22 protein-coding genes and 2 pseudogenes are annotated in these 17,172 nt (G+C 61.2%); 9 read left to right on the forward strand and 15 right to left on the reverse strand.

The window, feature by feature from the left end; translation table 11 throughout:
• The first annotated feature begins 156 nt into the window (after window positions 1-156).
• On the forward strand, window positions 157-1,422 hold the full coding sequence (locus AQUI_RS0120125; RefSeq protein WP_027259119.1) for a cytochrome b/b6 domain-containing protein: 1,266 nt from the start codon (window positions 157-159) through the stop codon (window positions 1,420-1,422).
• Between the two features lie 161 nt (window positions 1,423-1,583).
• Here the strand turns inward: AQUI_RS0120125 and AQUI_RS0120130 are convergent, their stop codons facing one another.
• The 3 genes from AQUI_RS0120130 to AQUI_RS0120140 all read right to left on the reverse strand — a co-directional run bounded on the left by AQUI_RS0120130 (window position 1,584) and on the right by AQUI_RS0120140 (window position 3,354).
• Complete coding sequence (locus AQUI_RS0120130) at window positions 1,584-1,907, reverse strand: hypothetical protein (RefSeq protein WP_027259120.1); 324 nt, start codon at window positions 1,905-1,907, stop codon at window positions 1,584-1,586.
• A gap of 180 nt (window positions 1,908-2,087) precedes the next feature.
• Window positions 2,088-2,666 carry a YceI family protein gene (locus AQUI_RS0120135; protein ID WP_027259121.1) on the reverse strand — a complete coding sequence of 193 codons (579 nt, stop codon included), beginning with the start codon at window positions 2,664-2,666 and terminating at the stop codon, window positions 2,088-2,090.
• A 154-nt stretch (window positions 2,667-2,820) separates the two neighbouring features.
• Window positions 2,821-3,354, reverse strand: coding sequence for a hypothetical protein (locus AQUI_RS0120140; protein ID WP_027259122.1), 534 nt, complete (start codon window positions 3,352-3,354; stop codon window positions 2,821-2,823).
• 303 nt (window positions 3,355-3,657) lie between these two features.
• On the opposite strand from AQUI_RS0120140, the gene rpsF reads away from it, so the two are divergent.
• The 7 genes from rpsF to AQUI_RS0120180 all read left to right on the forward strand — a co-directional run bounded on the left by rpsF (window position 3,658) and on the right by AQUI_RS0120180 (window position 7,707).
• Window positions 3,658-4,011, forward strand: coding sequence for a 30S ribosomal protein S6 (gene rpsF, locus AQUI_RS0120145; protein ID WP_027259123.1), 354 nt, complete (start codon window positions 3,658-3,660; stop codon window positions 4,009-4,011).
• Window positions 4,012-4,039: 28 nt separating this feature from the next.
• Entirely contained in the window at window positions 4,040-4,267 is a 228-nt protein-coding gene (gene rpsR / locus AQUI_RS0120150) for a 30S ribosomal protein S18 (protein WP_005852865.1), read from the forward strand.
• Window positions 4,268-4,279: 12 nt separating this feature from the next.
• Window positions 4,280-4,891, forward strand: a complete 612-nt coding sequence (rplI, locus tag AQUI_RS0120155; protein WP_027259124.1) for a 50S ribosomal protein L9 — start codon at window positions 4,280-4,282, stop codon at window positions 4,889-4,891.
• 176 nt (window positions 4,892-5,067) lie between these two features.
• Window positions 5,068-5,307 (forward strand): hypothetical protein, encoded by a 240-nt coding sequence (locus tag AQUI_RS0120160; RefSeq protein ID WP_027259125.1) that lies wholly within the window; start codon window positions 5,068-5,070, stop codon window positions 5,305-5,307.
• 639 nt (window positions 5,308-5,946) lie between these two features.
• Window positions 5,947-6,417, forward strand: a complete 471-nt coding sequence (locus AQUI_RS0120170; RefSeq protein ID WP_027259126.1) for a lytic transglycosylase domain-containing protein — start codon at window positions 5,947-5,949, stop codon at window positions 6,415-6,417.
• Between the two features lie 163 nt (window positions 6,418-6,580).
• A complete protein-coding gene (locus AQUI_RS0120175; RefSeq protein WP_035920113.1) occupies window positions 6,581-7,027 on the forward strand; it encodes a hypothetical protein in 447 nt (148 codons plus the stop codon).
• The gene (locus AQUI_RS0120180) at window positions 7,024-7,707 is read left to right on the forward strand and encodes an HTTM domain-containing protein (RefSeq protein WP_027259128.1); all 684 of its coding nucleotides are present in this window, start codon (window positions 7,024-7,026) and stop codon (window positions 7,705-7,707) included. Before AQUI_RS0120175 ends, AQUI_RS0120180 begins: the two co-directional genes overlap by 4 nt.
• Before the next feature lie 68 nt (window positions 7,708-7,775).
• Here the strand turns inward: AQUI_RS0120180 and tig are convergent, their stop codons facing one another.
• From tig to AQUI_RS28480, 11 genes and pseudogenes are all read right to left on the reverse strand, one after another.
• The gene (gene tig / locus AQUI_RS0120185; RefSeq protein ID WP_027259129.1) at window positions 7,776-9,107 is read right to left on the reverse strand and encodes a trigger factor; all 1,332 of its coding nucleotides are present in this window, start codon (window positions 9,105-9,107) and stop codon (window positions 7,776-7,778) included.
• A 195-nt stretch (window positions 9,108-9,302) separates the two neighbouring features.
• Window positions 9,303-10,421: a porin gene (locus AQUI_RS0120190; protein ID WP_027259130.1), complete on the reverse strand. Its 1,119-nt coding sequence runs from the start codon at window positions 10,419-10,421 to the stop codon at window positions 9,303-9,305.
• A gap of 648 nt (window positions 10,422-11,069) precedes the next feature.
• Window positions 11,070-11,914, reverse strand: a pseudogene (locus tag AQUI_RS32305) (IS66 family transposase); the annotation flags it as partial.
• Window positions 11,821-12,288 carry a phage tail protein I gene (locus AQUI_RS30215; protein ID WP_245596951.1) on the reverse strand — a complete coding sequence of 156 codons (468 nt, stop codon included), beginning with the start codon at window positions 12,286-12,288 and terminating at the stop codon, window positions 11,821-11,823. The gene AQUI_RS30215 and the pseudogene AQUI_RS32305, both read right to left, overlap by 94 nt.
• A 111-nt stretch (window positions 12,289-12,399) precedes the next feature.
• Window positions 12,400-12,801 (reverse strand): DUF1064 domain-containing protein, encoded by a 402-nt coding sequence (locus AQUI_RS0120200; RefSeq protein WP_027259131.1) that lies wholly within the window; start codon window positions 12,799-12,801, stop codon window positions 12,400-12,402.
• Between the two features lie 19 nt (window positions 12,802-12,820).
• On the reverse strand, window positions 12,821-13,093 hold the full coding sequence (locus AQUI_RS32065; RefSeq protein WP_027259132.1) for a DUF2312 domain-containing protein: 273 nt from the start codon (window positions 13,091-13,093) through the stop codon (window positions 12,821-12,823).
• Window positions 13,094-13,270: 177 nt separating this feature from the next.
• Window positions 13,271-13,855, reverse strand: a pseudogene (locus AQUI_RS32070) (DNA translocase FtsK); the annotation flags it as partial.
• A 1-nt stretch (window position 13,856) separates the two neighbouring features.
• Complete coding sequence (locus AQUI_RS0120210) at window positions 13,857-14,153, reverse strand: hypothetical protein (protein WP_035920114.1); 297 nt, start codon at window positions 14,151-14,153, stop codon at window positions 13,857-13,859.
• The gene (locus tag AQUI_RS29425; RefSeq protein ID WP_156916883.1) at window positions 14,150-14,680 is read right to left on the reverse strand and encodes a hypothetical protein; all 531 of its coding nucleotides are present in this window, start codon (window positions 14,678-14,680) and stop codon (window positions 14,150-14,152) included. The genes AQUI_RS0120210 and AQUI_RS29425 overlap by 4 nt, the downstream gene beginning before the upstream one ends.
• Window positions 14,625-15,065 (reverse strand): helix-turn-helix domain-containing protein, encoded by a 441-nt coding sequence (locus tag AQUI_RS29430; protein ID WP_156916884.1) that lies wholly within the window; start codon window positions 15,063-15,065, stop codon window positions 14,625-14,627. Before AQUI_RS29430 ends, AQUI_RS29425 begins: the two co-directional genes overlap by 56 nt.
• A 201-nt stretch (window positions 15,066-15,266) precedes the next feature.
• Window positions 15,267-15,806, reverse strand: coding sequence for a hypothetical protein (locus tag AQUI_RS28480; protein ID WP_035920115.1), 540 nt, complete (start codon window positions 15,804-15,806; stop codon window positions 15,267-15,269).
• Between the two features lie 412 nt (window positions 15,807-16,218).
• Here AQUI_RS28480 and AQUI_RS28485 point away from each other — a divergent pair, with 412 nt between their 5' ends.
• Entirely contained in the window at window positions 16,219-16,839 is a 621-nt protein-coding gene (locus AQUI_RS28485; RefSeq protein ID WP_156916885.1) for a BRCT domain-containing protein, read from the forward strand.
• Window positions 16,840-16,841: 2 nt separating this feature from the next.
• Here the strand turns inward: AQUI_RS28485 and AQUI_RS0120235 are convergent, their stop codons facing one another.
• Window positions 16,842-17,165 carry a hypothetical protein gene (locus AQUI_RS0120235; protein WP_027259134.1) on the reverse strand — a complete coding sequence of 108 codons (324 nt, stop codon included), beginning with the start codon at window positions 17,163-17,165 and terminating at the stop codon, window positions 16,842-16,844.
• Between the last annotated feature and the right edge of the window lie 7 nt (window positions 17,166-17,172).

The following is a 17,172-nucleotide window of genomic DNA, read 5'->3' on the forward strand; positions in this document are numbered from 1 at the left end:
ACGTTTTGCCTGATTTAACGGGCCTTTCCCCTGCGTACAAGCAAAGCCGCACTTTGCGCACCAAGGCTGTGCGCCGGCTGACAAACCCTGCCGTTGCAACGCAGCCCCTCGGAGTTAGGTTAAAGCCACCGGAATCTGACAAGGAAATGCGCGCCAATGTCCCGTGCCAACACGTTCACCTCTTACGGCAGTGTCGCCAAGAGTTTCCACTGGCTGACCGCCTTGCTGATTTTCTCGGCCTTTCCGCTGGGGTATGCCGCCAATGAGCTGGCTTATGAAATCCAAAGACCCGGGTTTGACGGCAGCCAGGCGGTGATTGAACGGGCCACCCTATTGTTCTCGCTGCACAAGACCATTGGCGTCGCAGTATTCTTTACCGCGCTTTTGCGGATCCTGTGGGCACTGAGCCAGCCGAAACCCGGCCTGCTGCATCCGGACCGCAAGGCGGAGGCGCTGGCGGCGGAGATGGTGCATTGGCTGCTGTACGGCTCGCTGGTGGCGGTACCGCTGTCGGGCTGGATCCATCATGCCGCGACCACCGGCTTTGCGCCGATCTGGTGGCCGTTCGGGCAGAGCTTGCCGTTTGTGCCGAAATCCGACCACATGGCGGGTTTTTTCGGAGGCTTGCACAGGGTGCTGGTCTGGACCCTGGCCGCCGCGCTGGGGCTGCATATTGCCGGGGCGCTGAAACATCATGTGATTGACCGTGACGCAACTTTGCGCCGGATGCTGCCGGGCCGCGCAGATCTGCCGCAGCCGCCCGCGCAAACCCACAGTCTGGTGCCGGTGCTGGCGGCGCTGGCGGCCTGGGCAGGTGCCTTGGGGGGCGGCGCAGTAATTGGTGTCTATGGCGGGCAGAGTCAAAGCCAGGCCGAGAAGCAGGATCTCGGTGCGGGAGGCATCATGGCCCCGGTAGTGGCTGCGGCCCCTGCGGCAACGGGAACCTGGGCGGTCCAATCCGGCAATTTGGGCCTGTCTGTCACCCAGATGGGCAGCGTCATTTCGGGCAGCTTCGGCGAGTGGACCGCCGTGATCAACTTTGATGAAACTGCTGGTCCGGGACCCGCGGGTGATGTGGAAGTGACAGTGTCGATCCCGACTCTGGAGCTGGGATCGGTTGCCGGTCAGGCCATGGGCGCCGATTACTTTGACGGCGCCAATTTCCCGACCGCCTTGTTCAAGGCGGATATCGAAAAGCTGGCCGTGGGGTATCAAGCAGCCGGCACCCTGACCATCAAGGGGCAGACGGTGCCAGTCACCCTGCCCTTCAGCCTGGATTTGCAGGGAGACACGGCAAAAATGGCCGGCACGCTGACCCTGGACCGTCTCGATTTCGGCGTTGGCAAAAGCCTGCCGGATGAAAGCTCTCTGGGGATTGCCGTTGATGTGCAGGTGGAGCTGGAAGCCAAACGGGCGAAGTGATCCGGGCGCTGTTCGATCCGGGGCCGGCGCCCTCCCGCGCCTTCGGGTGATCAGCGGGCTGATCCCCCTGGCAGCCTTGGGCCGGGCGCCGCGCTGACGCGCGGCGCTGTGCCGTTTCAGACGGTCTGTTTCTGCTCAACAGGTTTTACCGCATCCGGATGTCAGTGACGGTGCCGGTAGTAGCCGCCGTGACGGGTGCGGTGGCGGTGTATGCCGCGGTCATGGTTCCGGTGGCGGCCGGCGTAATGGCCGTGGCCGCGATGGGTCCGGTAGTAGGTGCGCGGCTGATATGAATGCGTGTAGCCGCGGTGGCGGTCATTACGGTCATTCAGATTCTTTGCGATGAGTCCCAGAGCGATCAGCCCGGCAATGGCGCGGGCGGTATCACGGCCTGAATCATGGGCGGCGGCCGGTGGTGTGAACGCCAGATTGGCAGCAAGGGCCAATGCCGCACCGGCTGACACGAAATAGCCTAGGCGAAACATGGTGCCTCCTTTCTTAAGCGGCCGGAGGGGCCGGCTACAGCCTGCCGCAATGCCTGGGAAAACTCCAATGAACTCCTGTCACGCTTTGGGGAGGGTCCATTGCTGGACCGGTGGCCGACAACAAAACGCCGCCAGCCCCGGAGGAGCTGGCGGCGAGCCTTGCGCAGCAGCGGCTGAGCCTTAGCTGTCGGCCTTCAACGCTTCGACTGAGATTTTGATGTTCACCTCGTCGCTGACGAAAGGTGCGAACTGGCCCAGGTTGTATTCCGAGCGCAGAACCGACGTGGTGGCGTCAAACCCGGCCCAGGGTTTTTTCGCCATCGGGTGATCGCCGGACTGGTTCAGCTTGGCGTCCAGCACCACCGGATTGGTCACGCCGTTCAGGGTCAGATCGCCGCTGATCTTGGCGGTGTTGTCGCCGGTCACTTCGATCGCGGTGGAGGTGAAGCTGACAGTTTCGTCTTCGGTTGCGTCGAAGAAATCCTTGGTCATGAAATGGTCGAAACGGGCCTGCCAGCCGGTGAACATCATGCTGAGCGGCATGGTCACCGAGACGCTGGAGGCTGCCGGATCTTCCTGATCGAACATGATCTCGCCTTCAAAACCCGAGAACAGGCCGTAGGTGGTCGAGTAGCCCAGGTGATTGTAGTCAAACAAGATCTGGCTGTGGCTGGAATCCAGCACGTATTTTTCCGGGGCGGCAGCAGCGCCGGTTGCGGCAACAGCAGCCAGGGCGGCAGCGAACAGGGTCGTTTTCATGGGAAAGGCTCCGTCAGAATAAATCATGAGGCTACAGATGCGGCGCGCGGCGCCAAAAAGGAAGCCCGCAAAAACCAACACTATCTGTGTGCGCGCAAACACAAAACCCGGCTGAAAGGCAGCCGGGTTTGCCTCGCGCGAATGCGATGAGGGGTCAGGTCAGGATCCGCACCGCGCCGCTCAGCTGGTCGCGAAGCTGGCTGCGCAGTGCAGCGGAGCCAATCGGCAGCTCGATCAGCAGGCTGCCGTCGGTTTCATACATCTGCACCGTTGCCGCTGTCAGCCGCACCCCGCCCAGCGTGTCATAGCTGCGGCGCAACACGGTGCGCGGACGGCCCCGCTCATCGCGCTTCAGCACCCGCAACTCCCGGCGCACCGGATCAAAGCACGCCTCGGGGCGGCTGCCGGGCTCGTGCGCAGTCATCAGCACCAGCCCGATCAGCAGAAACACCACCGAGATGCCGATCCGGATCAGGTTCATCTCGGGATCTGCACCCGCGCCCGGAACCAGCCACAGCCCGGTGGAGCTGAGGATCATTGCCGCCCCCAGCACCCGCAGCAGAACAACGCGCAGCTTCCAGTTTGCTTCCAGCCGCAAGCTCAGCGGCACCGCGCGCGCCACCGCGCCCAAGGCATTGGCCACAGGGGCGCGGGTTAACTGCGGCGGGGTTTGATCTGTCACTGCCATTCGACTGCCCTTTCTCAAGCTGCCCCTGCCGGATGCGCCGGCACCGCGGCTGCTTTCCGCGTTAAGGCTTCGTTAAGGAGTGAAGACCTGTTTTGCGGCATCAATGCGGCGGCCTTGCGGTTTTGCGGCGGCGGCGGCTGCCGGTGGCCTGAAACCGCCCTTTTGCCTTGCTCTTTCAGCCGCAGCCTGTATAGGAGGCCCTGCTTCCGCGACATTTTCGATCCGCGCAGCCTCTCGTGACCGGGCAGCGGAAGCTTTGATGCCCGTTCTATGAAATGCGCCTAGACACAAACAGGAGTTCGCATGCCACTCTATGAGCATGTCATGATTGCGCGTCAGGACCTGTCCAACTCGCAAGCTGAAGGCCTCATCGAACATTTCGGTGCTGTTCTGTCCGACAACGGCGGCAAGCTGGTCGAGCAGGAGTACTGGGGCGTCAAGACGATGGCCTACAAGATCAACAAAAACCGCAAGGGGCATTACTCCTTCCTGAAGACTGACGCCTCTGCCGGCGCCATTCAGGAAATGGAACGCCTGATGCGTCTGCATGACGACGTGATGCGCGTCCTGACCATCAAGGTCGACGAGCACAAGGAAGGCCCCTCGGTCCAGATGCAGAAACGCGATGAACGCGACACCCGTCGCGAGCGCCGCTGATCTTAGCTTGAGAAAAGGACGCTAAACCATGGCAGCCAAACCGTTTTTCCGCCGCCGCAAAGTCTGCCCCTTCTCGGGCGACAACGCACCGGCGATCGACTACAAAGACACCCGCCTTCTGCAGCGCTACATCTCTGAGCGCGGCAAGATCGTGCCGTCGCGCATCACCGCCGTTTCGGCCAAGAAGCAGCGTGAGCTGGCCCGTGCTATCAAGCGTGCCCGCTTCCTCGCCCTGCTGCCCTACGCCGTGAAGTAAGGAGATAAGCACATGCAAGTTATCCTTCTTGAGCGCGTTGCAAAGCTGGGCCAGATGGGCGACGTCGTTGACGTGAAGCCCGGGTTCGCCCGCAACTTCCTGCTGCCGCAGGGCAAGGCGAAAACCGCCTCTGAGGCCAACATCGCCTCTTTTGAGGACCAGAAAGCGCAGCTGGAAGCGCGCAACCTGGAAACCAAAAAAGAGGCCGAGGCTCTGGCAGCGAAGCTGGACGGCCAGCAGTTCATCGTGATTCGCTCCGCATCGGACGCGGGCGCGCTGTACGGCTCGGTCACTCCGCGCGACGCAGCCGATGCCGCAACCGCGGACGGTTTCACCGTTGACAAGAAACAGGTCGTCCTGATCGCTCCGATCAAATACCTCGGCCTGCACTCGGTCTCCGTGAAACTGCACCCGGAAGTCGAAGCCGTCATCAATCTGAACGTTGCCCGCTCGGTTGAAGAAGCCGAACTGCAGGCATCCGGTAAATCGATCCAGGAGCTGGCCGCCGAAGAGGAAGCCGCTGCTGAATACGAGATCTCCGAACTGTTCGACGATATCGGTTCCGCTGCGTCAGACGACGACGACGCGCCGGTTGCTGACGCCGCTGGCGAAGAAACCAACTGATCCAGCCGGATCAGGGAAACACGGAAAAGGCCGCTCGATTGAGCGGCCTTTTCTTTTTTACCTTAACAGTTTGAAAAGATGCCCTAAGTTGTAGAAACATACACCTCCCCCATAAACCTCCTGTTTGCCCTCCTTTGACAGGATGGTGCCGGGAGAGAGAAAAACGGGGACGTGATATGGAAAAATCATTGGAGCAAGAGGAACTGGCCTTGCGCCGCCGGCTGTTGTTCCGGCTGCTGCGCGGGCACAGGTTCGACACGCCGGTCTTCAAAACCGAGGCGATTTCCGACCCGGTGCCGCAGGGGATGATCAAACCTGGAAGCGGGTTTTTCGCGCCTCCGGGATCTGCTGGGCAGCCCGCTTCCCGGGACGGGCTCCGGTCCGGCAGGACATACTCTGGAATGCCGCCAGGCTGACAGTCCAAAGATCAATAAAGCGCGGCAAAGGCGCACGCCTGTGAGCGGACCAGCAGCTGCCCGGTTTGGCGCGGACCTGTTCCAGCGCTGCCTGGATGGCGTTGAACGACGGCTAGGCGCCGGGCCAAGCAAGATCTGATGCAGGCGCTGTCATCCGCAGGGTATTCGGAGCGGCAGACAGCACGGTTGGCAAAGAGTGCAGCCAGCACATTGTGAACATCAATTGCAGGAAGAACCGCGGCCATCCGATGACCGGCGCCTCGTGCATCAGTTGAGGCGGATGCGTGTTTCAAGAGTTACCCGGCGCTTATAGGGACCGCGGAAAAGTTGGGAAACAGCCGCGGTCCCCTCTGCCCGATTTGGTCAGCAGCCCCACAGGCGTGAGGGGCTAACTGCCCTGAGGGTTGGTTCTGCCTCAATGCGCATACTCAATATGTAGTAGGGAGCCATATTTAACAAATGTCTAATGATTAAAGTTTGATCCAGTCTGGGAGGTATCGCCCGGGCCTGGTTGCGCGGCAGACTCCCTAACAGGTTTGGCGGTTCCCTGCCGGTTGCAGCGCAGCGGCGGCAGGGAACCGTTGCAGCCCGCTGCAATGCGGTTAAGCTGCGTTCAACCCCCCTGCTTTCGGAGGCTGCATGACGCGCCGGAACCTTCTGATTTCATTTTTTGCCGCCGCTGTTCTGGCGGCTTGCGCAGGCACAGCTTCGCCTCCCAAGGCGGTTCAGCACACGCCGCCGCTCTTTCCCAATGAAACACCCGAACTGCGGCAAAAGATCAATTATTGGGCCGATCATTACGAGGTGCCGCGCAGCCTGGTGCACCGGCTGGCCGTGCGCGAAAGCACTCACCGGCCCCATGCGGTGAACCGGCCCTATTACGGGCTGCTGCAGATCCTTCCTGCCACCGCGCGCTCGATGGGGTTCAGGGGCAAGCCCAAGGATCTGCTGGATGCTGACACCAACTTGCAATTCTCGGTGAAATATCTGCGCGGTGCCTGGCTGATCTCCGACGGCAGCCAGGACCAGGCCGTCAAACATTATTCGCGCGGCTATTACCACGAGGCCAAGCGCCGCGGCATGCTGAAGGAAACCGGCCTGCGCCCCTGATCCCCCGGCGCCGCAGACGGCCGCAGCGCCCGGCGGGGCGCTGCCCGGCCCAACGGGACGCGGTGCCTTTCGCAGAAAGGTATCAAGGACGGGCGGGAGCCCTGCGCCGTGAAACAGCCGGGGTTTTAGCAGAATTCTAACCGTTCTTCGGTTTACTGGCGCCATGCTGCCCTTGCTGAACCTCCTGCTGCCCGCGCTGATTCCGTCCTGGCGTTTCTTCAAATCGGTCGACCCGTCGCCGCGGGTGGAATGGGCTATGCTTGCCGCGGCCACAGGCGTTGCTGCGCAGTGGCATGAATTCAGGGCCCGCCCGCAGTACCTGACGCCTTGGGCAATGGCCTGCCGGATGCTGTGGAACCCGCGCTGGAACGAAACCTTGTTCGTGGTCAGCTGCGCAGAACGGCTGACGCTAACCCCAAGCAGCCACAGCCAGCAGGAAATCCTGCGCCGCATCTCCGCCGAGCTGGAGCGCACGCTGCCGCCCGGTGCCTGCCTGCCCTATCTGCAATTCCGGCTGGTCTTCACCGACCGCAATGAGGACGGCCGGCTGGTCAAGGCTGTCACCTACCAATCCGACCCGTTTCTGATTGCCGGGATGGCATCCGCATGAGCCTGGAGCTGGCCCTGCGCACAACTGAAATTCTGCTGGCTTTTGCCTTCCTGCAGCAAAGCGCCGAACATCTGGCGGGCTTCCGGAATGAACAGGTGATTTACGGACCGCGCCTCCTGCTGTCCGGGCTTCTGCTGTTCGGCATTGCCACACCTTGGGTGCTGCTGGGGCTGCTCGGTCTGGGCCTGCTGATCCTGCAGCGGTTCCAAGGCCCCTATAACGGCGGCAGCGACAAGATGAGCCTTCTGGTTCTTTGCTGCCTTACTGCAGCCCGCTGGCTGCCGTCCGAACAGTGGCAGGAATATGCGTTCGCCTATCTCGCCGGGCAGCTGGTGATCTGCTACTTCATTTCCGGCCAGGTGAAGATCGTGAACCCGGAGTGGCGTTCCGGCCGCGCGCTTCAGGACGTGTTCCGCTTCTCCGCCTATCCGGTCAGCGAGGACCTGCGCGGGCTGGCGGACCGCCCACGGCTGCTGTGGGCCATGGGCTGGGCCGTGATGCTGTTCGAGGTGCTGTTTCCGCTGGCCCTGTTCAGCCGCGAGGCTTTGGTCCTGGCGCTGTTCACCGCAGCGCTGTTCCATCTGGCCAATGCCTGCCTGTTCGGGCTGAACCGGTTCTTCTGGATCTGGCTGGCCGCCTACCCGTCCTTGTTATGGCTGCAGGAACGGGTTGTTCTATAGTCACCTGCGCGCAAACGAAAAAGGCCGCCCCATGGGCGGCCTTTCCGTAATGCTGAGGGCTGAGAGGATTACTCCTCGTCCAGCTCCTCGACAGCTTTCTGCAGATCGTCCTTGGAGATTTCTTTCTCCGTAACTTTCGCCTGCTCGACGATGTGATCGACAACCTTGTCTTCAAACAGCGGCGCGCGCAGCTGCTGCTGCATCTGGGCGTTCTGCTGGATGAATTCAAAGAACTGGCGTTCCTGGCCCGGATACTGGCGCGCCTGCGCCATGATCGCCTGGGTCATTTCGGCGTCGGTCACTTCGACTTCGGCTTTCTGACCCAGCTCGGCCAGCAGCAGGCCCAGGCGCACGCGGCGCTCGGCCAGTTTGTTGTGCTCGTCGGTGGCTTCGATCTCGGCGTGATCGTGGCCTTCGACTTCCGGGTTGTCCTCGTGCCACAGCTGATGCGCGATCTGCTTGGCTTCGGCCTCGACCAGCGACGGGGGCAGATCGAAGGAGACCAGAGTGTCCAGCTGGTCCAGCAGCGCGCGCTTCATCACCGCGCGGGCGGCACCGGCGTATTCGGCTTCCAGACGCTCGGTGATCTGGGCTTTCAGGGCGTCCAGATCGTCAGCGCCGAATTTGGCCGCCAGCTCATCGTTGATCTCAGCCGCTTTCGGGGCTTTCACCTCTTTCACCTTGCAGGTGAAGACAGCTTCTTTGCCGGCCAGGTGCTCAGCGCCGTATTCTTCCGGGAAGGACACGGTCACGTCTTTTTCTTCACCGGCTTTAGTGCCGATCAGCTGCTCTTCGAAGCCGGGGATGAAGGAGTTGGAGCCCAGTGCCAGCGGGTAATCGTCGCCTGCGCCGCCTTCAAAGGCTTCGCCGTCGATCTTGCCCAGGAAGTCGATTACGACCTGGTCGCCGTCTTCAGCTGCTGCGCCCTCTTCACGGGCTTCGAATTCCTTGGCTGTGTCGGCCAGGTTGGTCAGCGCTTCGGTGACGGCTTCTTCTTCGGCCTTCACAACCAGCTTTTCCAGCTCAACGCCGGAGAAGTCGACCTCGGGAATTTCCGGCAGTGCCTCATAGGCCAGCTCGACGTTGACGTCGTCGCCTTCTTTCCAATCTTCATTGGTCATTTTCACGTCGGGCTGCTGCGCCGGACGGTCGCCGCTGTCCTCGAAGTGCTTGTTCATGGCGCCGTCAACGGCTTCCTGCATGGCTTCGCCCATCAGGCGCTGGCCGAACTGCTTTTTCAGCAGCGCCATCGGCACCTTGCCCTTGCGGAAACCTTTCATTTCGACTTCCGGCTGTGCTTCGACGAGCTTGTCGTTGACCTTCGCGTCCAGCTCAGCAGCCGTGACGGTGATGGCGTAGCCGCGTTTCAGACCTTCGTTCAGCGTCTCGGTGACCTGCATCCTATACCCCATAGAGATTCGGGGCGCGTGCGCGCAGGCGCCCCCAGACAATTTGCGGTCTTCTATTTCCCCAGGCGCCGCGGCGCAAGAGGCATTGCCGGTTTCGCGCGCAATCCCGCGGATTTCCGGGCCGCGCAAAAGAAAAACACGCCCGCAAAGGGGCGTGTTTCCGTTCTGCAACCGAGGGAGGGAGGTTCAGAACTTCCAGCGGGCGCCGGCCAGGATCACATTGGCATCCTGATAGGTGGCAGCACTGGTATCGGCATAGGAATAGTCACGGTAGGCCAGATAGGTTTCTACATTGTATGCGTCGATCTTCTGGACCGCGGCCACGCCCCAGGACTCGGCGCTGTCACCGGTGGTGACCATGTCCGAGCCGTCATAGTAATCAACCGAGAACGCAGTAGAGCCCGCCGAGATCAGATCCGCCTTGTAGCCCAGCTTGACGTAGGCGTAGGTGCCTGCAATGTCGCGCTCGCCCGCAGCCAAGTTCAGCGACAGCCCGGTAGCCTTGTGCAGCACCGCAAACGAGCCTGAGATATCGCGCTGGTCGGCTTTACCGGTTTCTTCTGTCCAGGATGCGCCGATGCCGCTGTCGATGGCAAAGCCGGCAGCGTCATCATTGGCCCAACGCACCGCCACGTCATAGCTTTCGCGGTCGTTTGCGTCTTTCAGCACGTCAGTGCCGTAAGAGGTGGACAGGGTAAAGCCCGCAAGTTCCGGGGTGTCATAGCGAACCCGGCCAAGGCGGCCGCCGTCCAGATCGGTGAAGGCATCACCGATATCCACACCGCTGAGAGCGCCGCCAGTGGTGCGGAAAGCATAGCCGCCGGCGGAGTCGGCAACAGAGTTGGAGGCGCCGAGGCCAGTGCCCGAGAAATCCGCGCCGGTGATGCCGTCGGTTGCCATCGAGCCCTGACCCGCGGAAAAGCGGCCATAGCTGGCGGTGTCGAACTGGAAATCAACATGGCGGATGTTGGTGCGGTCCCAGCTTACGTTATCACCAGTGGTCAGCTGGCTGACCCCGTCAGACCCGCGAAACCCGAAAGCGGTCTCAAAGCGGAACCGCAGAGTATTCTCGCCGTAGGCCTGCTCCAATTCGAAACCGATGCGCGAATTGGATGCCTCGTTGTCCACCAGGCGGTTAAAGTCATCCTGCCCGTCATCAAAGGACTGGAACGACGGGTTGAATTGCCCGTACCAGCGGAAGCTGCCGCCGGTGTCATTGGTGTAAGTCGGGCCCGCAAATGCCGGGGCTGCAAGCGCTGCTGCCAAAGAGGCCGCGCCTGCTCGCGCTGCAAATTTAATGCTCATTATCTTCAGGTCTCCTGTTCCGTCAGCAGCAGGTCTCTCCATCCCTGAGACCGCTGCTTGAGCCAGGAGCTATCACGCGTTTTTCCGCCGCTTCAGGGTTGAAAATTCACCCCGGGATCAGAGAAAATGAATAGGCGAGTTTTTGCCTACAGCAATTTTCAGCCTGCAAGAAACCGCTTACGGACAATGCGTTAGGTGAAGAAGGTCACTTTCACCCAATCGTCAGGATCAGAGTGGCCATGCAATTTCTGCAACCCTGCGCATACGCTCAATACTGCATTCATTTTTGCACAGGGCAGCGCCGCGGCGACCGGCAAAAAACGCCCCGGACAACCGGGGCATTTCAATGCGCTGCGCCTCGCTGGATCAGAATTTCCAACGTGCGCCCAGGACCCAAGTGGTCAGATCCTGATAAGTCGCTGCCGCATCTTCATATTCATACATCTGATAGGTCAGGTAGATATCGGTATTGAGGTTCTCGACCTTCTGAACCGCACCGATCCCCCAGCCTTTGGCGCTGGACCCGGTGACATTGAAGTCTTCGCCGTCATAGTAATGCACTCCGACACCGGTTTTCCCCCAGTTGAACCACTCATTTTCATAGCCGATCTTGGCGTAGTAATAACTTGGGTCGCTGGCGCCCGCTGCGTCATCGTCCCGGGTGCCGCCGCTGTCTTGGAGATGCTGACGGGGGCGCTCCCTTTTCCGGTCTGGTGAGAAGCGGTAGACCACGCCGGGCGGCGCCGTGCCGGCCCAGGGCCTCTGATCCGAGACGTAGGCCCAGCCCCGGCCTTGCTTGACCCCTTTGCCCAGGCCGCGGTCCCGGCGGGACCGATCCAGGACGCAGATCGGTGTGTCATCCATTGCCCGGCAAGCGCATCCGAAGGATGCTGCCGAGAGGGAGCGTGGAGCAACGGTGCCGCCATGACCTCGGCTTCTATCCTTTCGATGACCGGCTCAAGCACCTTCATGCCCCGGCCGCACCCATGCGGGCGTAGATCTCGTTGAGGCGGTAGAGCGGCACGTGGCCATCAAACTTGGAGACCAGCACGTGAGCCAGCAGGCCCGGCCATACTGCCGGGGATGGGGCGGCTCGGGGCGGCGGGCTGCACCATCTTCTCGCACCGGCGGCAGGACTTCTTCACCCGCGCGACTTGGATGACTTTCATCTGCGCAGCGACCATGTCGAGCAGTTCGCTCACATCCTCGCCGACCACACGGAGACCACCCCCGCAATCGGGACAGCAGGTGCCGGGATCAAGCTCACGGCGTTCAAGTGGTGTCTCGTCCGACACCCGCGGCCTGCGACGGGGGCGCACCTCGGCGGTCCCGGGATCGGTGGCGGGAGGCTCGGCATCCTCCTCCTCGGGCGGTTCGTCTTGCTGTTCGGCGGTTACGATCAGCAGGTCTTCCAGCGCCAGTTCGAGCTGGGCGATCTCCCTTTCGATCTTCTCTGATGACTTCCCGAAGGCTTGCTTCTGGAGCTTGGCAAGCGAGCCAGCCAATCGGCGCGCTGCTCATCGGTCAGCCCACCGGCGAAAGCCAGATCGGACGGACCGCGAGTGTAAGTCACTTTCGCGCCCACAAGGTCCAGATAGCCCCGCACCGCGGCCATGGTGCCTTTCTGGCGCTGCAGCCTCGGCGCTTCGGCAATCGCCCGGCGCTGCGTATTCTCTGGCCAGTCGTCGAACCACAGGTCGACGCCCCAGGTTTGCGCCAGCCATGGCAGCAGATGCGCCGGGCACGTCCAGGCGTTCAGGGTTCCGGGCAAGCCCTCGCTGCCTAGCGCCCAGCGCGTACCGCTGCCCTCTGCGAACTCGGCCAGGGGGTAACGCACCACATCCGGCAAATCGAGCTGTGCGGCCACCTCTGCCGGTGCTGGACGTTGCGACGCTGGGCGCCCAGCGCGTTGCGCCTGATCCAAGAGTCCGCGCAGCTGCTTGTTCTCTGCCTTCAGATCCTCGACCACCCCCATGCGTCAGCCTTTCGCCTTGGTGATAAAGATCTCGATGCCTTGGGCCGCAAGAATGGCCTTCACGAGTTTGAATTTCTCAGTTTCATGGCCCTTGCGGTCCTCGATCACGGCACAGCCAAGCCGTTTGTCGACATAGGTGAAGTCAGCCCGGTAAACGCGCTGTTTCTTTCCGCTGTCCGTCATGACGGGGCCATCCCTACCTTGCAGCGGGATTTCCACCTGGCGACGCAGACCGCAGATATCGCCTGCCTCTTGCAGGAGCAGCAGTTCCGCCCAGCGCTGGGCCTCTGTCTTGCTGTCGTGGGTTATGCCGTCTGGTGTGGTGGTGCGCTTGGTTCCCCGCACACGGCGCTTATCCTGCTCCTGTGTGCCTTCCAGCTCCTTGCGGTACTGCTCTGCTGTCAATCAGTCTGTCATGGTGCCCTCATATGCCCAGCGCTTCTTTGTACATTTCGAGCACCGCCTCTTCTTCGTCGATATCGTCCTTGTCGCGTTTCCGCAGGGCGATGATCTTGCGCATCACCTTGGTGTCGTACCCGCGCGCCTTTGCCTCTGCCATCACCTCTTTCTGCTGTTCGGCGATGGTCTTCTTTTCCTCGTCCAGGCGTTCAAAGCGTTCAATGAACTGGCGCAGCTCGCTGGCGGTGGCCCGATATGTGGAATTCGACGCGTCCTCGAAATCAGGGTCGGCTTTCATCTTGGGCTTACCGCTCTTCTGTCGCTGTTCCTCATGCTTTTCCTTGAGTGCTCGGGAGGCGATATCGTCAGAAGCTGCCGCCAGCATCTGCACGACGGTTTCGCGGTCAGCGTCTTTCGGAATGGCAGCCTGCAATGCAATGGCATCCAGGATGGCTTCAACAGTGGCGATCTCACGCTTGCCCACCTTGTCGGCGACAGACACGATCCCGGCCTCTTCCAGCCTTTCCATGAGCCGTGAAGCTTTGTTGTAGCCGATGGAAAGTTTGCACTGGATGTAAGACGTGCTGGCCTTCTGTTCCTTCACCACCACTGCAGCGGCACGGAAATAGAGCGCGTCACCTTCGGAATTGAGCTGGCCAGCGGCGGGCGCCGCGTCTTTCCCCTGGAAGGAATTCGCGCCGACGCGGACGTGCGCGCCAGCACCAAACGTAATATGCCCCGGATCAGCCTTCTGAAGCGGCTGAACGATTTCCTTAATCAGCGCAGTCCTTTCAGAGCTACCCCGGATTTCTTCCCAGCGTGCCGCCAGCGCCGCCCAGTAAGCGTTGACCTCGGCCATGCGGTGCAATTCGCCGCGCAGGCTGGGCACCATGTCGAGCAGTTTCTCGCAACGGCCAAAGTCCCCCGCATCGAGCGGATAGCTGCCGTCCTGGCTTCCTGCGCCTACCAGATGCGCGGTGATGGCGTGAGCGGAGGCACCGGCCGCCCCAGACTTCACCCATTCGTTGTATCCTTCTGGTGCCTCGTCGAAATCGAGCATTCTACCGCTTCCTTTCCTGATGGTCTTTCAGCTTCCGGCCAGCGAACTTGAGCGCGTTGGCCATGTCCTGGGCGTTCGGGTGCTTGTCCGCGGCGGAGGCGGCGAGCTGGCACTGAGTGCGGTATGCCCCGGCGATCTCGTCGAGGCTGTTGAACCGCTTGCTGCTGGGCACCTCCTGGCCGACCAGGCCCTTGCCCGGGGCGATGATAATGCAATCGCCAAGGTCCAGATCTACGGTGACGGTGATCTTGCCGAACTTGGTGCCATGGGTGGCCGGGTCGAGGTGCGGGCTGTTCATACGTTGATCCCCGCCGCCTGGCATTCCGCCGCTGTCACCAACCCGGCCGCGATGCGTTCGCCCGCCTGACTGGGCTTGATGGTCCGCGCCCAAGCCTTGCGGTCCCGGATTTCCTGGGCCCGTGCTTCCAGCACCTTCTGCGGATCAACGGTTTCGACCGGAGCGGTCACGTGCTGGCGCCAGCGCTTCTCGTCGATCCAGTTCTCGGAATACTTGATGAAACGCGGCTTGTTGCCGACCTGCTCGACGGCATAGGCCCGGGCCCCTGCCAGGATCTCTTTCGGTTCAACACCGGCGCCTAGCGCTTCTCTCAGCGATTCCTCGGTCTCCTCGTGGTCACCCATCCGGGGATAGACGCTGACGAACTCACCAAAGAAACCATCAAAATCAAAATCGGATTTGTGCGGGGCGTCAGCCGCGCAACTTATTTGTTTTTCTTTTTGTTTGTTGTTCTTTCTTAAGGGGCCGGTTTTACCGGCGGGCGGGTTTTTCCGGCTCACGGTGACCAGTTTCAGCGGCAATTTCACCGGGGGCCGGTTTTTCCGGCTCACGGTGCGAAGACGCCCCGACTACATCTTGTGGTGCGTTCCCCGCTTGTTCTCCACTATCGTGTGCTGACGGCTCATCGATCACTTCCCATTCATAGCCATCAAGGCGCCCATCGGCTCCCTGTTTGGGGCGGATGATCAGGTAGCCAGCTGCTTTCAGCTCGCGAATGATGCGCTGATATTTGTCTTTCTTGCACCCAAGGATTTCCATGGATTTTTCACGGTAGAAAACCCATTCCTCACTGCACGACATGATGTAACAGAGCATCAGCCGCGACTCGGCGGTGATGGACGTGTCACGAATGACGGCGTTTGGAATTGTGGAGTACCCTGACCGCCGTCGGATTCTGATCCGCTGGCTCATCTTTCTCTCCTGCTGCTCGATTGATTGCGCCCAGCGCGCTTGGCGGCTCCTGCGGGGCCTGTGTCGCCATCAGCAGCCGCTATGTGGGCCGTGACGACATTCAGGCGTTCATGATGCGCGCGGTGCTGCGGTGGCCCCTGCGGGCCTTGTGCGCGTCCGTCAGCAGGCAAAGGCGCTCAACCCTGGCGACGATAAGGTCGGTCATGACGCCCTCCCGTAGAACTCGGTGGGCGCGTTATCTGGCTCTTGGAACAGATGCCACGCAACGTTGTCTTTGCCGGTCTGTTTGGTGTTCTCGATCCAGCACAGGCGGCCTACGGATATGACCTTGCGAAGACGAGGCAGATACGCCTGTGCCTGGGCGGTATGAACCCAATCAGCATCGAACAGCAGCCATGTCGGCAGCGCGTCCGAAAACTGAACAATCATCGGGTGCAGGATCCGCCGCGTCCAAGCCGAGTTGGTAATGATCACCTCGGCACCGGTGGCGCGGATCTCTTCCGGCGTTGCGGTCAGCGCATCGGCGCGGAAGATCCATTCATCCTGCGGCCGAATGTCGGTAGCGACGACACACTCGTGCCCTTGGGCCATAAGTTCAAGGGCCATGTCACCCCGGCCCGCGCACGGTTCCCAGAACTTCACGCGCGGTGCCAGATGGCGGAAGAGCGGCGGATAGGTCCGCTTGTCAAAGGTCAGGTAGGCGTCATTTTTCCGACGCTGGAAAGAACAGCGCTTCCCCATTAGCCTGCCCTCTGCTGAATAACTGGCAGTGACGGGTGAACCCGCCTCTGGCGCCTGCTTGCGCCCCGGTGACGGCACCTACCGGCTAAATTCTCCCCCTGAGGGGCGCGCCAGGTCCGGTTGTCAGTGCTGTCTTGTTGTTCCGCTGTCCCGTGATGCCCAGCGGCAGGTTCTCCCGGCGCTTGTCCGGTGATGCGCGGCAGGTCTCGACCCCTGCCGCGCTGTTTCATCCCGCACCCAAGGAAGGAAAGTGCAGAATGAAATCTCTGGTGCGGCAGCTGCTCGCCACCACTTGCCCCACGCAACCCCTGATGGATAACGGACGGACAGATTTAACCGATTGATTGCGGGCCGCACCTCGCACGTGCGACCCGCTACCCCCCTTGCTTTGCACACAAGAAAGGAGCGCATCTTGGAATTTTTGATTGAGAGCAGATCCAGCGAAAACATGTACAACGTGACGGTAACCCAGGAGAGCAATGGCCCGGCACTTACCTGCACCTGCCCTGCTGCGGCGATGGGCAGCTACTGCAAGCACCGCTTGGCCATCATTGATGGTGATGGCCGTGACGTTGTTCGCGCCACTCACGATGTAAAAACCGTTCCCGCACTCATTTCCGGCACCCCTCTTGAAGAGGCAATCACGCGGATGCGCCAACAGGAGCAGGCGCTCAAAGACGCGCAAGCCGAATTGAAAAGAATCAAAAAAGGCGTGGCGCGGATCATGCAGGGTTCTCAGAAGCAGCCGTCAGAAAGCACCCCCGTGGTTAGCGCCGCGACCAATGGCTTTGATCCTGATGACAAGCGCCCACTCGCGAACACGGCAGTGGTTTTCTCTGGAACGTTTGAAAAGCTGAGCCGCACAGAGGCCAAACGAGCGGCGGAAGAGAACGGTGCGAAGGTGTACGGGAATATTACAAAGAAGGCCGATTTTCTTGTCTGCGGAGAAGGCGCAGGAAGCAAAGCCGCCAAAGCCGCCGAACTTGGCATTCGCACTATTTCGGAAGCTGAATTCCTTGCTATGCTTGAGTAAGGTCACGCCGCCCGCTCCATCGCCTGGCCGAAGAACTCCGGCGCGGCGGGGTCGGTCAGCATGACAAGCAGCGCAATATGGCTGGTGGGGGCTGTGACGGCGCCCCACCAGTTTAACGCGGTCTGGAATGATACGTCGCAGAACAGCGCGACCTCGCGCGGACTGTGAAACCGGGCGCGGAAGTAGCTCGACCATAGGTCAGGCGCGCTGACCTTCAGGGCGTAGGGGTCAAATTGTTTTGACCAAGACGTTTGCCCAGCGCCTGCCCCAGTGTCAGGGCATGGCACATCATTGTTCACAATTAGGGTCAGGCGGGGGCGGCTCATGCGGCTT

The sequence above is a fragment of the Leisingera aquimarina DSM 24565 genome, from assembly GCF_000473165.1.
GTDB classification, from domain to species: Bacteria; Pseudomonadota; Alphaproteobacteria; order Rhodobacterales; family Rhodobacteraceae; genus Leisingera; species Leisingera aquimarina.

What these genes read in the sequence shown, in the direction of transcription:
- AQUI_RS0120125 (WP_027259119.1), top strand. Translation starts at nt 157, where the DNA reads ATGTCCCGTGCCAACACGTTCACCTCTTACGGCAGTGTCGCCAAGAGT.
- AQUI_RS0120130 (WP_027259120.1), bottom strand. Translation starts at nt 1,907, where the DNA reads ATGTTTCGCCTAGGCTATTTCGTGTCAGCCGGTGCGGCATTGGCCCTT.
- AQUI_RS0120135 (WP_027259121.1), bottom strand. Translation starts at nt 2,666, where the DNA reads ATGAAAACGACCCTGTTCGCTGCCGCCCTGGCTGCTGTTGCCGCAACC.
- AQUI_RS0120140 (WP_027259122.1), bottom strand. Translation starts at nt 3,354, where the DNA reads ATGGCAGTGACAGATCAAACCCCGCCGCAGTTAACCCGCGCCCCTGTG.
- rpsF (WP_027259123.1), top strand. Translation starts at nt 3,658, where the DNA reads ATGCCACTCTATGAGCATGTCATGATTGCGCGTCAGGACCTGTCCAAC.
- rpsR (WP_005852865.1), top strand. Translation starts at nt 4,040, where the DNA reads ATGGCAGCCAAACCGTTTTTCCGCCGCCGCAAAGTCTGCCCCTTCTCG.
- rplI (WP_027259124.1), top strand. Translation starts at nt 4,280, where the DNA reads ATGCAAGTTATCCTTCTTGAGCGCGTTGCAAAGCTGGGCCAGATGGGC.
- AQUI_RS0120160 (WP_027259125.1), top strand. Translation starts at nt 5,068, where the DNA reads ATGGAAAAATCATTGGAGCAAGAGGAACTGGCCTTGCGCCGCCGGCTG.
- AQUI_RS0120170 (WP_027259126.1), top strand. Translation starts at nt 5,947, where the DNA reads ATGACGCGCCGGAACCTTCTGATTTCATTTTTTGCCGCCGCTGTTCTG.
- AQUI_RS0120175 (WP_035920113.1), top strand. Translation starts at nt 6,581, where the DNA reads ATGCTGCCCTTGCTGAACCTCCTGCTGCCCGCGCTGATTCCGTCCTGG.
- AQUI_RS0120180 (WP_027259128.1), top strand. Translation starts at nt 7,024, where the DNA reads ATGAGCCTGGAGCTGGCCCTGCGCACAACTGAAATTCTGCTGGCTTTT.
- tig (WP_027259129.1), bottom strand. Translation starts at nt 9,107, where the DNA reads ATGCAGGTCACCGAGACGCTGAACGAAGGTCTGAAACGCGGCTACGCC.
- AQUI_RS0120190 (WP_027259130.1), bottom strand. Translation starts at nt 10,421, where the DNA reads ATGAGCATTAAATTTGCAGCGCGAGCAGGCGCGGCCTCTTTGGCAGCA.
- AQUI_RS32065 (WP_027259132.1), bottom strand. Translation starts at nt 13,093, where the DNA reads ATGAAAGCCGACCCTGATTTCGAGGACGCGTCGAATTCCACATATCGG.
- AQUI_RS0120210 (WP_035920114.1), bottom strand. Translation starts at nt 14,153, where the DNA reads ATGAACAGCCCGCACCTCGACCCGGCCACCCATGGCACCAAGTTCGGC.
- AQUI_RS29430 (WP_156916884.1), bottom strand. Translation starts at nt 15,065, where the DNA reads ATGAGCCAGCGGATCAGAATCCGACGGCGGTCAGGGTACTCCACAATT.
- AQUI_RS28480 (WP_035920115.1), bottom strand. Translation starts at nt 15,806, where the DNA reads ATGGGGAAGCGCTGTTCTTTCCAGCGTCGGAAAAATGACGCCTACCTG.
- AQUI_RS0120235 (WP_027259134.1), bottom strand. Translation starts at nt 17,165, where the DNA reads ATGAGCCGCCCCCGCCTGACCCTAATTGTGAACAATGATGTGCCATGC.